Annotated in this window: 11 protein-coding genes and 1 pseudogene; 9 read left to right on the forward strand and 3 right to left on the reverse strand. The window is 65.8% G+C overall.

The window, feature by feature from the left end; translation table 11 throughout:
• Window positions 1-86: 86 nt before the first annotated feature.
• The 3 genes from pyrE to CG740_RS35415 all read left to right on the forward strand — a co-directional run bounded on the left by pyrE (window position 87) and on the right by CG740_RS35415 (window position 2,478).
• On the forward strand, window positions 87-611 hold the full coding sequence (gene pyrE, locus CG740_RS35405) for an orotate phosphoribosyltransferase (protein WP_100579417.1): 525 nt from the start codon (window positions 87-89) through the stop codon (window positions 609-611).
• A 313-nt stretch (window positions 612-924) separates the two neighbouring features.
• Window positions 925-1,629 carry a hypothetical protein gene (locus CG740_RS35410; protein WP_100579418.1) on the forward strand — a complete coding sequence of 235 codons (705 nt, stop codon included), beginning with the start codon at window positions 925-927 and terminating at the stop codon, window positions 1,627-1,629.
• 333 nt (window positions 1,630-1,962) lie between these two features.
• Entirely contained in the window at window positions 1,963-2,478 is a 516-nt protein-coding gene (locus CG740_RS35415) for a hypothetical protein (RefSeq protein ID WP_100579453.1), read from the forward strand.
• Here the strand turns inward: CG740_RS35415 and CG740_RS35420 are convergent.
• Together CG740_RS35420 and CG740_RS40050 are read right to left on the reverse strand one after the other, a co-directional pair.
• Window positions 2,445-3,649, reverse strand: a pseudogene (locus CG740_RS35420) (IS110 family transposase). The gene CG740_RS35415 and the pseudogene CG740_RS35420 overlap by 34 nt on opposite strands.
• Before the next feature lie 399 nt (window positions 3,650-4,048).
• Window positions 4,049-4,207: a hypothetical protein gene (locus CG740_RS40050; RefSeq protein ID WP_159030507.1), complete on the reverse strand. Its 159-nt coding sequence runs from the start codon at window positions 4,205-4,207 to the stop codon at window positions 4,049-4,051.
• Window positions 4,208-4,557: 350 nt separating this feature from the next.
• Between CG740_RS40050 and CG740_RS35425 the strand changes: the two genes are divergently transcribed.
• The 3 genes from CG740_RS35425 to CG740_RS35435 all read left to right on the forward strand — a co-directional run bounded on the left by CG740_RS35425 (window position 4,558) and on the right by CG740_RS35435 (window position 8,443).
• Window positions 4,558-5,919 carry a condensation domain-containing protein gene (locus CG740_RS35425; protein ID WP_199846671.1) on the forward strand — a complete coding sequence of 454 codons (1,362 nt, stop codon included), beginning with the start codon at window positions 4,558-4,560 and terminating at the stop codon, window positions 5,917-5,919.
• A 306-nt stretch (window positions 5,920-6,225) separates the two neighbouring features.
• On the forward strand, window positions 6,226-7,203 hold the full coding sequence (locus CG740_RS35430) for an NAD(P)/FAD-dependent oxidoreductase (protein ID WP_100579420.1): 978 nt from the start codon (window positions 6,226-6,228) through the stop codon (window positions 7,201-7,203).
• Window positions 7,204-7,369: 166 nt separating this feature from the next.
• Entirely contained in the window at window positions 7,370-8,443 is a 1,074-nt protein-coding gene (locus tag CG740_RS35435; protein ID WP_234376676.1) for a ParB/RepB/Spo0J family partition protein, read from the forward strand.
• A gap of 176 nt (window positions 8,444-8,619) precedes the next feature.
• Here the strand turns inward: CG740_RS35435 and CG740_RS35440 are convergent, their stop codons facing one another.
• Window positions 8,620-9,270: a dTMP kinase gene (locus CG740_RS35440; RefSeq protein WP_159030510.1), complete on the reverse strand. Its 651-nt coding sequence runs from the start codon at window positions 9,268-9,270 to the stop codon at window positions 8,620-8,622.
• A gap of 313 nt (window positions 9,271-9,583) precedes the next feature.
• On the opposite strand from CG740_RS35440, the gene CG740_RS35445 reads away from it, so the two are divergent.
• The 3 genes from CG740_RS35445 to CG740_RS35455 all read left to right on the forward strand — a co-directional run bounded on the left by CG740_RS35445 (window position 9,584) and on the right by CG740_RS35455 (window position 15,108).
• A complete protein-coding gene (locus tag CG740_RS35445) occupies window positions 9,584-11,449 on the forward strand; it encodes an ABC transporter ATP-binding protein (RefSeq protein ID WP_159030511.1) in 1,866 nt (621 codons plus the stop codon).
• Window positions 11,446-13,218 (forward strand): ABC transporter ATP-binding protein, encoded by a 1,773-nt coding sequence (locus CG740_RS35450; RefSeq protein WP_100579423.1) that lies wholly within the window; start codon window positions 11,446-11,448, stop codon window positions 13,216-13,218. Before CG740_RS35445 ends, CG740_RS35450 begins: the two co-directional genes overlap by 4 nt.
• Window positions 13,219-13,944: 726 nt before the next feature.
• Window positions 13,945-15,108, forward strand: coding sequence for an acyl-CoA dehydrogenase family protein (locus CG740_RS35455; RefSeq protein WP_100579424.1), 1,164 nt, complete (start codon window positions 13,945-13,947; stop codon window positions 15,106-15,108).
• The last annotated feature ends 70 nt before the right edge of the window (window positions 15,109-15,178 follow it).

The raw sequence follows: 15,178 nt of genomic DNA on the forward strand, positions 1-15,178 counted from the left end.
GGGCACCGTGTGGCTGGCTTCGATGTCTCAGTGTCGTTTCACCCTGGTGCCGAGGTAGGACCGGTCGGCTGAGAGACTTCGGTCCTGTGACTTCTTCGAGCCTTGCCCGCCAGATCCATGCTGCTTCCCACCTGACCGGCAACTTCGTGCTCCGGTCCGGCCTCACTGCCACCGAGTACTTCGATAAGTACCGCTTCGAAGGTGATCCCGTTCTTCTGGACGCCATCGCCAGGGAGATGGCCCAGCTCGTGCCGGAAGGCACGGAGGTGTTGGCCGGCCTTGAGATGGGCGGGATTCCGGTGGTGACCGCCCTCGGACGACACACCGGGCTGCCCTGTGCCTTCGTCCGCAAGCAGGCCAAGCCCTATGGGACATGCCGCCTCGCTGAAGGCGCTGACATCGTGGGCCGGCGAGTCCTGGTCGTGGAAGATGTGGTCACCAGCGGCGGGCAGATCGTGCTGTCCACCACCGAGTTGCGTGCTCTCGGCGCGGACGTCCGCGAGGCGTTGTGCGTCATCGACCGCCAGCAGGGCGGCGCCGAGGCACTTGCTGGTGAAGGGATCGGACTGGTGTCGTTGCTGACCGCGGACGATCTCCGTGCAGCAGTCTGACCATCCCGATCACAGTTCCGGATCAGTGCGGTAGCAGGGTCCGTGACCGGGCCTCCGGTACGACGCCAACCAGCCGCGACGACCGTAGACACGACGGCGACGGCGTATCCGGAGAAGACCGAGACTTCACTTGATGCCCGGACTTGGCTGAGACGTCAGCTCACTTGCCCGGAGATCTCCGAGACTGCCCGGACATCACAGAGGCAGGACAGCGGTGACGTCTTGTGGGCCGATGCTCGGGGGATGTAAGTCCTGTATCTTTTTGTGTGGGTGGTTGTTGGCGGTCAGGTGGGTGCGTGGGTGGAGGGTGGTTGTGGTGATTCATCCTGAGCGGGTGGGACTGGTGCGGACGCGTGAGCTGTTGGCCCGGGACATGGGTATGGCGATGGGGACGTTCCGGAATCGGAAGCCGTACGCCGAGCCGGGTTTTCCCCGGCCGGTGAGCTCGCCGGGTGCGCGGGTGATGCTGTGGGACGGCGGGCAGACCGATGCCTACCGGGCCGGGGATCCGGTCCCTGCCTTGCCGGAGCCGGGTGGTGCTGGGGATCTGCTGGATCGTCAGGAGGTGGCGGCGGAGCTGGGTGTGGCGCCGCGGACCTGGGACGGCTACAAGAGGGACCCTCGGGTCGCGGAGCACTTGGTGGTGGTCTGTGGAGTGGAGCACTGGCCGCGGGGCATCGTGCGTGAGTTCCAGCAGGCGCGGCCGGGTAAGAGCGGTGCGACGGGCCGGCCCCGCGGCAGTGCGAACGTGCTTCCCCGCGGCCAGGCCGAGGACAGGGTGGCCGCGTTGCTGGCCGCCCGGCCGGCCATCACGATTTCCGAGGCGTGTGACGCCCTGGGCATCGCGCCGGCCACCGCCCAGCGGGCCCTGGCCCAGGTCCGGGGGAAGCGCATCGCCGAACTCGTGGAGGCCGAGCCGGGCTTCTCCTTCACCGCGGCCGCCGAGGAGCTCGGCTATCCGCCGGCCGTGCGCAGAGCCGCCGTGGAAGCAGCCCGTATGGCGGGGAGCCGCACATGAGCGCCGTGGTTACGGTCGGGGCCTGGGAGGCGCACTACGCTGCGGGACGCGGTTTCCAGCCCGTCATGAGCAACGAGCAGCACACCTTCGAGCGCCACGTGGGCCCGGCGGCTGCCGCGGGACTGACGGCCCTGGACATCGGATGCGGCGACGGTTGTGTCGGCAGAGACCGTGTCCCCCGCAGGTCGTGTCGCTTTACGCAGTGGCAAAGTTCCAAGCGCCTGTCGCCTTGCGGCGACTCATCCTGTTCCTTTCCCACCTGGGGGGGCCTCTATGGGGTTCGTCAAGGAAATCAGGCTGCGCGCGGGCGGGCTGGCCAGGCAGCATGGCGGTATGCCAGATCTGCTGTGGGACGACGTCAAGGACTTCTTCGATCCTGACCTGATGGGCGCGCTGCCGGACGTCTGTGTGGAGGGCGCTTCGGTCGAGGACTGGCAGTCGGTGTTTGACCTGGTTCGGTCGTGTGGCTGGGTGTGGGAGTACCGGGAGGGCGACGTCCTGGTTCCGTTGCCCTCGGCGGAGGCGGTGTTGTCGCGTCCTGCCGACGCGGACACGGCCATGCTGCGGGTGTGGCCGGTTGCGGGCGTGCTGGTGAACTTTTGGCCGATGTCGTCGGGTGAGATCGATTTCGACGTCGACCTTCGCGAGCTTCAGGGCCAGGAGGGGGTGGACATCCTGTGCGGCTTCTTGGGCTTGATCGGGCGCCGGTTGGGCAAGCCCGTGCGGATGACTACGGGAGGCGACTGGGGAAACCCGGTGCTCGGGTTCGAACCAGCCGCGGACCGTGTGGTGCTTCTGGCAGATCCCCGTGGAGTTCAACTGTCGGTCGCTGCGGGCCGGGATTGGTAGAGGGTGCCGTCGCGGAGCATGGCGAACAGGACGTCGGTCCGGCGTCTGGCCAGGCAGAGGAGGGCTTGGGTGTGCCGTTTGCCCTGGCTGATCTTCTTGTCGTAGTAGGTGCGGGAGGCAGGGTCGCTGAGTGAGGCGAACGCGGCCAGGAAGAACGCCCGTTTCAGCTGCTTGTTGCCCCTCCGGGAGGGTTGTTCGCCACGTATGGAGGACCCGGAACTGCGGGTCGCGGGGGCGAGGCCGGCGTAGGAGGCGAGGTGGGCGGCGGTCGGGAAGGCACTGGCGTCGCCGACGTCGATCAGGACGCGCGCACCGGTCCGCGTTCCGATGCCGGGCATCGAGGTCAGGATCTTGGACAGCGGGTGCTCGTCCAGCAGTTCCTGGATCCGCTTCTCCAGGAGCTTGCGCTGGTCCAGGACGGCCGCAGCGAGCCGGCCAGACTCGGCACGATCAGCGCGGCCGCCTCGGTGCCCGGGACGACAACGGTCTGCTCGTCGAGCGCGGCGAGGATGTCCTCGACGAGACGCTCGAAAATGCGCGGGGCCAAGGGCCGGACGACGCTGAGAAGGCGGCGGCGTCCGGCCTTTCGCAGGGTGGCCGGTGAGCCGAACCGCTCCAGCAGAGCCAGCACCGCCGGGTGGTCGAGCCGTGGCCCCAACACGCGCTCCAGGTGCGGGTGGATCTGGGTGAGCAGGCCGCGCAGCCGGTTGGCGATGCGGGTGGCCTCGCCGGCGAGGTCGTCGTCGAAGCCGACGATCATCTCCAGCTCGGCGACGGTCTCGCCGGTGAGCTCGATGCCGCGCAGGGTGTGCGGCATGGTCCGGGCGGCATCCGCAATGACCGCTGCGTCGCGGGTGTCGGTCTTGGCCTCGCCGGGGTAGAGGTCGGCGATGCGGCGCATCGTCAGGCCGGGCAGGTAGGCGACGCGGCAGCCGGCGTCCCGCGCGACCGCCAAGGGCAGGGCGCCGATGGAGGCGGGCTGGTCGACCACCACCAGGACGGTGCCGTGCTTGGCGGTGAGCTTGTCGAGTACGGCCCGCATCTTGGGCTCGCTGTTCGGCAGCCGCTTGTCGAAGACCCGCTTGCCCGCCCGGGTCACCGCGGTGCCGTGGTGCTCGCCCTTGCCGACGTCCAGGCCCAGGAAGACGTCCACATCGCCGGTGTTGATCACGCTGATCCCTTTACGAGGTCGTGCTGTCCCGGCATCGTTGGCGGGGCACCAGTCGCCGGCATCCACGTTACGAAGAGCCTCCCAGCGAGCTGGTGGTCCTGCCTCTATCAGCGGTCTACCGATGCCTCCAGCCCGGTGACACCACCCCCCGGATCATGCGAACTACAGGGGGGAACAGTCATGCCGGACCGGAGGCCGGGAGCCCCGTTGCGGAGCCACGAAGAAGGTAACGGGGGGAGCGGCTGCCCGTTTCTGACGAGGCGGCGTGCGAGGGGTGTCGCAGTTCTCGGGGGACGAGGTCGCCGATGAGGTGCTGGCGCCCGGCTGGCCTCCCGGACCGGGATACGGCAGGCCGGAGGCGGTGGGGGTGTCGAGGCCGGGCCCTGCGGCGGGGCCGGCTCAGCCGACCTGCCCGTGCAGGGCTGGGTCGCCCCGCTGCAGCCGGTTGCAGCCGCTGGTAATGAACAGCGCGTTGGGCATGAGCCAGACCAGCCGCTGCAGCAGTTGCTCCAGGTCGCGGTGCCGGTCGGCGGTGTCCTCCGACATGTCGAGCAGCACCAGAAAAGCGGTGATTCTACCTGGCAACTTTCACAAACTTTTATAAGAGTAGAAACATTACACTGGAATGAGGAAATGTGTGACAGGTCACATTGTTTTTGTGCGGAAGTGCTGGGTACATTTACTGGCGAAGATCGAAAGTGGTGGATTGAAGATGCCAGTTATTGCTCCCGCCTCGTACAAAAGTTCCGCGCACGGTGATTGCTGATACGTTTCCGAAAAGAGCCATGCCAACCCCCTGAACCGACCTATAGGACCTCGCGTCCAGCAGCGTGAAGCAAGCGCGATGGTCGATTCCCCCACGAGCTGCCGGATTAGGCGACCGGATCAACAGTCGCGGGATCACAGAGTTGGAGAGCGTCATCGATGTCAGCCCAATCTCCGGCAGGGATTTACCTCCGATCCACGGGGCGTGTCGCATGTTTCCGTTGACCGTCGGACAGCAGCATCATCATGCGAGACAACTTCTACAACCCAGCCGCCGGACCGCCATCCAGCGATCTTTCCGCCTTGCGGGCGAACTCGATGTTCCGTCCCTTTTGGATGCGGTACGTGCCCTGGTTCAGCGGCATGAGGCGCTGAGAGTTTCTTTTGTTCCCACCGACGAAGGTTACCGGCAGAGGCCGATTCTGATGCCGTCAGCTGCACGGCTGATCAACTGTCAACGTGTGGACGGCGCGTCCGAAGAGCGCTTCCGCGCGTACGTCCGAGCGGTGCTGGCCAAAGACATTCTTGCCTCCTGGGACGAGCGGGAGGATTATCCCTTCCGGTTTCGCCTCATCCGCATGTCGCAGCAGCTGCATGCTCTCGTCGTCACGGTTCAGCACGCGGTCATCGACCTTCGCGGGATGGGTGTTCTCGAACGCGACCTGTGGGCTCATTATCGCGGGAAGCGTCTCCTTGAGCCGGCGCTGGACGAGAGTGGGGAATCAGTGAGTGGATTCCTGGGTGCTGCATGTCAACAGCAGCAGTTCGTTGAACGGCTGGCCGCCCGTAATGCAAGATTTTGGAAGAATCGGCTGGACTCGGTTCCGAGAGGGCTTGATGTCACCCCGCTGGGGAGCGCCGATGGAGGGAGGCAAGACTTCGAAGAAACTCATCGGATCGAGATTGATTTCTCTCCCCGAGAACGCGACAATTTTGAGCACGTTGCTGCCGTGACGGGATCAACGGTATTCCAATTACTGCTGGGTATTTTCGCTTCTAGTGTCTTCCGTCTGAGCGATCAAAGGAAGATACTGATCCACATGCCCTTCGATATCAGGCAACGTGCCAACGTAGGAACTCTGGGTATGTTCGCGGCCAGCCTGCCGGTCGTCGTTAACCGGAAATCGACTGTCGAGGCACACCAACGCGAAGTTCGAGACAGCGTGCTGCAGACAGCCATGCATGGTCACATCTCTCCTCAAACTCTTGTGGATGCATATGGGCATAATCTGGATCAGATCCCTCTCAGATCACAGATACAGGCCAATTACGTAGAGGTCGGCAGGGCAACAGCTTCACCGGACCTAGCTGATTTGACGGTTGACACGGACTACTATAAGCCGCGCTTCAGGCCACTGGCCCCGGCGCTTTATCTACAGGTGGCAAGTAATTTCGATCGGTCTCTGAAGGTGGAGCTCATTGCGAATTGCACCAGTCTGGGCGCCGTGGCAGCCATGAACATGGCAACCTCCTTCCGTAGGCTGGCGAAAGAGGTCGCAAGTTAAAATGTAGATGAGGCGGATAATTGTCTTCCTGCTTTCGATTAACTTCTTGACTCGCTGAAAATTTTCAGCCTACTATACCCATGCAGCCGAAATTGGTTGCATATTGTCGCACCGAAAGGAGGTGTCAGATGGAATACAACTTCGATATCGTCGACATCAATTCCCTTGCTGAAGAGGAATTCGACGACATGTCGGGCGGAACCACCATGATCGTCTGTGGTACCTGCACCTGATCGTCGCTCTGTGAATCCTGGGGGGAGCCGAAAAGCTCCCCCCAGGTGCGGAACGAAACGACGGACAAGCCTCATGTGGCGTGCAACATCGAGGAGCAGTGCTTTGTATGACGTCTTGGTTGTCGGCCTCGGGCCGGCTGGATGCAGTGCAGCCGTCACGCTGGGGCGAATGCAGCGCCCCGTCATCGCTGTCGACTCGGGGGAGCCGCGTAACGGGGCATCGCTCGAAGCGCACGGCTTCATGACTCGCGACGGAGCTTCTCCTCAAGAGATTCGCGAGCGCGGGGTCGCCGAGTTGGGCACATATCCAGATGTCAAAGTGCGCAGAGGTGTTGTTGTCGGGATAGAGATTGATGACGGATTTTTTTCCGCGCGGCTTGAGGGAGACGCTTCGATACGAACACGCCGCGTCCTATTGGCCAGCGGACTACGGGACGTACTGCCCCCCATTCCTGGCCTCTCGGAGGCGTGGGGAAGGAGCGTCCATCATTGTGTCTACTGTTCAGGTTGGGAAATCCGAGGAATGCCGGTCGCCGTGTTGGGATCGAGTTTGGCTCACGCTCGTGTCGCCGTGCACCTGAAACAGCTCAGCGAGAATGTCGTCCTGTATGAGCAGGGCGACTCCGGGGTGGATTCGCAGACGGCTTCGCTGTTGTCTGAGAATTCCATCGAGATAGTGGCTGAACGCGTGTCAAGGGTGGAAGGATTTTCCACCGGCTCTGTGTGTGTGCATTCCGAAAGTGGCGTGACGCGGAAATTCGGCGGATTGTTTGTCTTTCCTGAGCGCGAACAAGGTTCCGGCCTGCCTGCCATGCTCGATTGTGAGCTGCTCGATGACGGCAGAGTCGCCACTAATCAGTATTTTCAGACCACTGTTCGAGGTGTGTTCGCGGCAGGCGACATGGCCAGATCTCGAACTTCCAAGTTTTCGCCTCATCAGATCGTTGTTGCCGCCGCGCAGGGAGTACAAGCTGCGATGGTCATCGATCAAGATTTGTTGCAGCGGAAGTTTGAGTTTATTCAGCGGGCCCGATCCGTCCCACCTCTATAACTTGCGTTGACTGGCTGATTTCCCGTACAGCTGGCACTTGTAATGGTTACTCCGGGAGCCGTTCACATGCGCCGAGGCCTATATGAAGTGGCGGAGAGTGGATCATCTGTGGCGCCCCCATGGCTTATGTAACTTTTGGCCGATTCGCGTCTTGGGCGATTTTCGGATGATCCATGCTTTGCCGTGGAGTTCAATCATGGAAGCAAATCCTGTATCCGGTGCCGACGATTTTTTGCGCAATGTGAAAATGTTTGACAGGCGAAGAGATATGAAAACGTACTCGTTACTACGTTATGGGCCGGGTGATGTGGTCACGGTGGAGCTGGGATGGCTTCTGCCTGCCGACTCTCCACGTCTGACGGGCATGGACGAGGAACACATTGCATTGATCGCGGAATCCGAGAAGGACCTGCCTCCCATCACCGTCCACCGCCAGACGCTGCAGGTGATCGACGGAATGCATCGCCTCAAAGCGGCGAGTCGCAGGGGGGACCGCGAGATACAGGTCGTCTTCTTCGACGGAAGCGCGGAGGAAGCGTTCGTCCACTCCGTGACGGCAAACAACTCGCATGGTCTGCCACTGTCCGCCGAGGACCGACGGGCCGCAGCGCTTCGACTGCTCACCTCGCACCCCGAGTGGTCGGACCGTGCGGTCGCTGAAATTGTGGGCATGTCGGCGCACACCGTCGCCTCGGTACGCCGTTCAACAGTGACCGCCGCACAGTTGAACGCCCGGGTGGGCAGGGACGGGCGGCTGCGGCCCATCAGCACCACGGAGGGGCGGCGCAGAGCCGGCGAGATAATGGCCGAGCGACCGGATGCCTCGCTACGGCAGATCGCCAAGGAGACGGGCCTCTCCCTCGGAACCGTGACCGACGTCAGGCGCCGTGTGCAAAGAGGAGAGGACCCCGTTCCGGCGGGGCGGTCCGCCGAGGGGGACCGCCCGGCAGTGGCCACGGCGACCGTCGCAGGCGTTCCGGCAGTCGACGTAAACTTCATCTGGAGCCGGCTCAGCCGCGACCCCTCTTTGCGGTACACAGAAGGCGGCCGACAGCTGTTGAGGCTGCTCGGCACACACACCACGCTCTCCGCGATGTCCGACGCGGTTCCCTCCCACTGCGCACGCAATGTCGCCCTCCTGGCGCGCGAATGTGCCAATGCGTGGAGCGAACTGGCTCAACGGCTTGAGACGGTGAAGCGAGGCGACTCGCACGGAGCCGCCGTGGCACAGCTGCCCTGAGCGGTGACGCACCTGCTGGTCGAGGGTGAGATGTTCGGCAGGCCGGGGCATCCGGTCCTCGCCAGCCGGCCTGAAGCACGCACGAGTCGGCCCGGCCCCGGCCTCAGATGTCGCGGGACCGGGGCCCGCTGCCCGCTTTTCGAGTCCGGCCCAATGCCACGGCCGGCGCGCGTCGCTCACCTCCGTCCGGCGCCGACGGACCCGTCCCAGGCCAGCGCGTTCAGCACCTGGTCGACACTCGCCTCCGTCGACGTCCGCTCCGAGTCCACCGTGATGACCGGGCCACGGGACAAGGAGAGGGAACGATAGACCCCAAGCATCTCCTCCTGGTACCGGACGAAATCGGCCTCCACCGAGTCCGTCCGCCGAAAGTCCCGCCCGCTGTGATAACCGCCGAGAACCTTGCCGAGGGACTTCCGCCGACGCAGCGTCTCCTCGGCAGAACACTCGACCAGGACCGTCAGCGTCTCCCTCGGCGCGAACGCGAAGACCTGCGCCGCCCATTCGGGGTCCGCGCCTCGCACCACGCCCCGAGCCATGCCCGACATCGCATAGCGGTCCGCCACCACCGCACTGCCTTCAGCGAGCCACGGACGGATGTCCTTCTCGCACCTATGCGCCAGGTCCATGGCCTCCGCCAACAGCAGGGAATGTGCCCCGAGTCGGCCTTCCCGCTTCCACTGCGGAAGGAGGTCGCCGGTCAACTCGGACGAATTCCAATCGGTGAATTCGACGGGCTTGTCCGTTATTTCATCCAGACGCCTCAGCAACCCCTTGATGAGAGTTGACTTACCTGCGGAATAAATTCCGTCGACAACGACGAGCACGGGATGCCTCAAATTCTCTGCCGCTCTGCGATCTGACGGGGCGAAACCCTCGCATCAACCCGGTAGATTTCCCAGCCGGTCGTGTGAACAGCCGCATCGGCCGAGGTAGCACTTTGGAACGTCCTTGCGGCTCCACACGATGATCAGGATGATGAGCCGATTCCCCACAGTCCGGCCAATAGATGGGAGTTCTGGAGTGGCTAGGTGGAACGGGCGTCGTAGCCCGGCGAAATCGGATCGGCCGCCGGGGATTCGCGCCGGTGACTACGGGCGGTTCGCACGGGTCTCCTGGCGAGCGGGCCGAGGTCTTACCGTGGTCGCTTTCGGCACGGTCCTGCTCGCCGCGGTCGTTCCGCTGGCCTTGATCTCCACGATCGGGGCGTTGGTCGAGACGGTTCCGCTTGTGGCTGCCCAAGGGCTCGACTCGTCGCCCGGCCGACAGGCGCTCGGCTGGGCGGCTCTGGCCGGGCTGACCCTTCTGTTGCTGTGGATCGCGGCGGCCCTGCGCTCCGCCGCGGCCACTGCCTTGGGCGACCGCATCGACGCCTTGCTGCAACGTGAGCTGATGCGGGCGGTCATGACCCCGACCGGGACCGCTCACCTGGAGGAGCCGGCAACCGTCGACCTGATCAGCGTAGGCCGCGAAACGTTCCGCGGTGCGTGGGGCCGCCCGGGCAGGCTCATCTCCGCCGTCGGCGGGCTGGTCGCGGGTCGGCTCACCCTGCTCGGCACCTGTGCGCTCCTCGCAGGTTTCCATATGCTCCTGGGGGCCGCACTGCTGCTCGCCGCGGTGTGGGCGGCGTACGAGGAGAAGGCGGCCTCGCGCACCGAGTCGGCGCACCACTACGGCGACAGCGAGGGAGCCCGACGGCTGGAGTACTACTACGCCTTGGGCGTCGAGCCCCCCGCCGCCAAGGAGGTTCGCGTCTTCGGTCTGCCCGGGTTTCTGACCGACCGTTTCCTGCAAACGTGGCGCCGCTCGATGACCGAGGTGATCGGACCGCTGCCGCCACGCCCGGTTGCCGCCGGCCTCACCCTGGCAGCAGTCGTGCTGGGCGGCCTGGCTTGGATCGTGACCGAGGCCGCCGGGGGACACGTCACGCCGGGAGCGGCCGCGATGTGGGTCCAGGCGCTGATGGCAGCGCTCGCCGCCATGCAGCAGTCCTCGTGGATGAGCCTGCAGACGGAACTGGCGATGGCGACGCTGCATCGCTTCGACGCAGCGGTCGCCGCCGTCACGGAGACCGAGCCCGGAACGGCCCGGACACCTTCGCCGCGGACGGCCGCCCGACAGTCTGACGATGCCGTCGCGACGCCAGCTACAACCGTCGGGGCCCCGCGCGGAGATATCCGGTTCGAGGGAGTGTCCTTCGGTTACCCGGGCCGTTCGTCCGACGTCCTCGACGGGCTGGATCTGGAGATACCGGAGGGCCGCTCGCTCGCTGTCGTCGGCGCCAACGGTGCGGGAAAGACGACTCTCGTCAAATTGCTGTGCCGACTGTACGAGCCCACGGCCGGCCGCATCGCTGTGGCGGACGTCGATCTCGCTGATGTGGATGCCGCAGCTTGGCGCCGCCGCATTGCCACCGTCTTCCAGAATTCGCTGCGCTTCGCCCTACCGGCCCGCGACAACATCACCCTCGGCGGACTCGACACCCCCGCCACTGCGGCCGACGTGCGTGCCGCCGCCGAACGGGCAGGAATCGCTGCGGAAATCGAGGCTCTGCCCCTCGGCTGGGAAACGCCGCTGGCGGCCTCGTACACGGACGGGGTGGATCTCTCCGGTGGGCAGTGGCAGCGTCTGGCTCTGGCCCGGGCGTTGTTCGCCATCGAGCGGGGCGCCGATCTCCTGATCCTGGACGAACCCGCCGCACATATGGACGTGCGCGCGGAGGCGCGGCTGTACGAAGAGTTCATGGAGCTGACCCGGGGACTGACCACCGTTGTGATCTCTCACCGCTTCTCCACGGTCCGGCAGGCCCATCGCATTGCCGTGATCGACGCCGGACGTGTGGTGGAACAGGGCACGCATGACGAACTCATGGCCGCCCAGGGGCAGTACGCCACGATGTTCCGCCTCCAAGCAGCCCGGTTCGACGTCGCCTCGCTGTCCGGCCCCGACCAGCGCCATGTAGACGATCCCGACACCGAAGCCCGCAGGAAGGAGACGAAGGCATGAGGAGTCTGCTGCGCACCTGGCGGCTGCTGGTCGACATAGGCCGGGAGGTGGGCATCGGCCTGTGCGCGCTGTTCATCGGCGTCAGCGCGATCTCCCTCGTGGGACCGCTGCTGCTTGCACTTGGGTTGCGCCCCCTGGCCGACGGGGCGGCCGCGCACGACGCGGATCAGGTCGCCGCGGGAGCCGTCCCGGTCGGCGTCGCGCTGCTGGTGACGGCCCTCGCGCCCCTCGGCTACCGGTGGGCCACCATCCGGATGCGCGAACGTTCGCGCATGGTTGTCCAGCGGCGGGTGCTGACAATGTCAGCCGAAGCGCCCGGTCTGGAGCACTTCGAGCTACCCGAGTTCCAGGACCGCCTCCAACTACTCAAGCGCAACGTCGAGGACTTGGCCGACGGCATGACGCTGGCCGTCATGGGACCGCTGGTGATCGCCCAACTGGTTCTGGTTGCGGGGCTATTGGCCGAGGTGCAGCCCGTGCTCCTGATACTTCCGCTGATCGCCCTGCCTGCGACCCGGCTGGCACAGAAGGCGGAGGAGCTGTACGGCCAGGCCGAACTGCGCACCGCAGCGGACCGGCGCACCGCACAGCATGTTTTCGACCTCGCCGTCGCTTCGGAGTCGGGTGCCGAACTGCGTGTATACGGTCTTGAGGATGAACTCGTCAGGCGACACCAAGCCGCCTCCCTCAACCGGCAGCGCGCCACCGAATCGGCGCTGTTGCGTTCGGTGCTGGTGCGTACGGGTAGCTGGCTGCTGTTCGCCGGCGCCTACGTCGCGGCAGTCCTGCTGGTGCTGCGGCAGGCGAGCCGAGGGCAGGCCACAGCCGGTGACGTCGCCCTGACACTCGGCCTCGCCTCGGCCGTGGTGGGCGCCGCGGTGGCGCTGTCCGGACTGGCCGGGTCCGTGACCCGTACCCGCGTCACCGCCGAGCACTACGAGTGGTTGCGCGCTCGCGCGGGAGCAGCCGTCGGCACGGACCAACCGCCCGCCGAGCTGACCCGAGGCATCGCCGTGGAGAACCTGGCGTTCTCCTATCCCGGCACTGAGCGACAGACGCTGTCCGATGTCTCGCTTCAACTGCCTGCCGGAACAATTGTGGCCCTTGTGGGAGAGAACGGCGCGGGCAAGACCACCCTCGTCAAATTGCTGTGCGGCATGTACCAGCCGACCGCCGGACGAATCCTGCTCGACGAGACCGACCTGGCAGACCTCGAACCGCACGCCTACCGCGAGCACGTCACCGCCGTATTCCAGGACTTCGCGCGCTTCGAGCTGCCCGTACGGGAGAACGTGGGGGTGGGAGACCTGGACCGGATGACGGACCCGGCGGCCGTTCGTGCATCCCTGGCGAGCGCCGGAGCGGGTTTCACCGAGGAGCTACCGCAGGGGCTGGAAACCCCACTCGGGGCCGGCTGGCGGGACGGAGTGGAACTGTCCGGCGGGCAGTGGCAGAAGCTCGCGCTCGCTCGCTCGATGATGCGCCGCCGCCCGCTGCTCACCGTCTTCGACGAGCCGACGGCCAGTCTGGACCCGAGCACTGAACACGCCCTGTTCGAGCAGGTTGCTGCCGAGGCACGACAGGGCAGGGCCGACGGCCGGGTCACCCTGTTGATCTCCCACCGCTTCTCAACGGTGCGCATGGCTGATCTGATCGTGGTGCTCAAGGACGGTCGGATCGCCGAGTGCGGCAGCCACGACCAACTCGTCGTGGACAAGGGCCTCTACGCCGAGCTGTACGCCCTGCAGGCCGCAGCGTACGGAGACTGACCCGGCATGCACGGAACGCGTGCTCTCAAGGGCCGTGCGGCGGAGCGACGACGGATCCTCCACGTCGCATGTCCAGAAGATTCGCGAAGAGTTCGGTCAGTGTGATGGAAGATACCTGTTCCATCGCCGCCGTCCGGCACTGGTTGTGGTTGGGGATGCCAAGAACCGCGTCCGGACCGGGAAGTCCTCGGCCGAAGCCCGAGAGAGACAAGGAGACGCGGCAATGGGCGTCGTAGTCGGGCGCGCCGGGGGAGTCGGCCGTCAACCGATCATCGGCCGCTATGGAGTCGGTGAAGAGGGTCGGAGTGACCGCCGGATCGTGCGCCAGTACGTCCCCGAAGCCCGCGCATCGAGTCCACCGGCTGCCCAGGGGCCGTGGAGCGCCCCACCGGGTCGAACGGCACCGCTCGAAGGCCGCAGGGTCAGGTCGTACCCGGCCCGGCCTTGTGACGGGTGCCGACCTTGTACAACGGGTGCGTGCCGGACCGGTCCGCGCGGCCGGACGCATGGCGCGGCGGGGTCGTTCCACTGCGTGGGCTGGCCCGTCCAAGCGTGCGGAACGCGCAGTTGAACGCGCTGTTGAACGTTGCCGCTGCCGCGCTGCCTGAGCAATTCTTCCCGAGCCGCACGCTCAGTCCTGGCCCGTCGAGGGGGCGCCGCACCACCGCAAGCGAGCTGCTCGGTGCGTGACCGTGCGAAAAGCGCGCCGACGTGGGAGAACCGGACATGGTGACAGAGAGATGGCTGACTGCGACGGAGGACGTCGTGCGGGTGGCCCGGGCGCACGCCCGGGAGGTCGACACCGAAGCCCGGTTCCCCGCCGAGGCCATGGACGCGATGCGCCGCACCGGACTGCTCGGACTGCTCGTCCCGGTCGAGCATGGGGGTCTCGGCGGCGGCCTTGAGGACATGGTGGAGATCGCCGGCCGGCTCGCTGGCGGCTGTCTGTCGACAGCCCTGATCTGGTCCATGCACTGCCAGCAAGTCGACGCCGTCGTCCGGCACAGCGGCCCGGAACTGCGCGATGAACTGCTGCCAAGGATCGCCGAGGACGGGCATCATCTCGCCTCGGTCACCACCGAGGCCGCCAAGGGGGGCCATCTGCTGCGCGCCCAGAGCCCGTTGCGGCCGGAAGCGGGAACACTGCGCATCGAGCGTGACGCGCCCGTGGTGACCGGCGGCATGATCGCCGATGGCTTCCTCATCACCATGCGGGCCGACGAGGATGCCGCTGCGCACGAGGTCTCGCTGGTCTACGCCGAGCGCGCTCAGCTGAAGATCGACGAGGGCCGGTCGTGGCGTTCCCTCGGCATGCGCGGCACGAGCAGCGCCGGGATACGGATCTCGGGCAGTGTTCCGCAGCAGAACTTCATCGGACGGCCCGGCGACTTCCGTGCGGTGGCCATGGACAGCATGATCCCCCTTGCTCACCTCGGCTGGGCCGCCTGCTGGCTGGGCGGCGCCCGCGGCCTGTTCCGGGAGATGCTTGGGGCGGTCCGATCGCGCGCCTGGCCGCTCGACGTCGGCTCTGAACTGGTGCGTGAACGCCTGGCGCGGGCCAGGATGGACCTCGAGCTGGTCAGTAGTCATCTCCAGAGGGTCTGCGACGAAGTCGCCCTGATACGTGCCTCAGGGGGGCGCCTGGACCGTCCCGCCACGCAGATCCATCTGAACCTGCTGAAGGTCTCGGCCGCCGAACTCACCTTCCGTGCCGCCGACCGGCTCATGCAGCTGGCGGGCCTGACCCGCGGTTATCTGGAGGACTCGCCCTTCCCAGCTGAGCGAGTCTTCCGCGATCTGCGCTCAGCGAGTCTGAACAACTCCGACGACCGCCTGCTCGTGGTGACCGGCGCTCTCGTGCCCCTCGACAAGGACGTGTGTCTGTCCTGACCTTGGGCGCACGAACCCGTCGGGACAAGCCCGGCGTGTGCGGTGTGTCCGGCCGGCCGGGTCGATGAAA

Origin of the sequence: Streptomyces sp. CB01201, from assembly GCF_002803085.1 — a bacterium.
GTDB classification, from domain to species: Bacteria; Actinomycetota; Actinomycetes; order Streptomycetales; family Streptomycetaceae; genus Streptomyces; species Streptomyces hundungensis.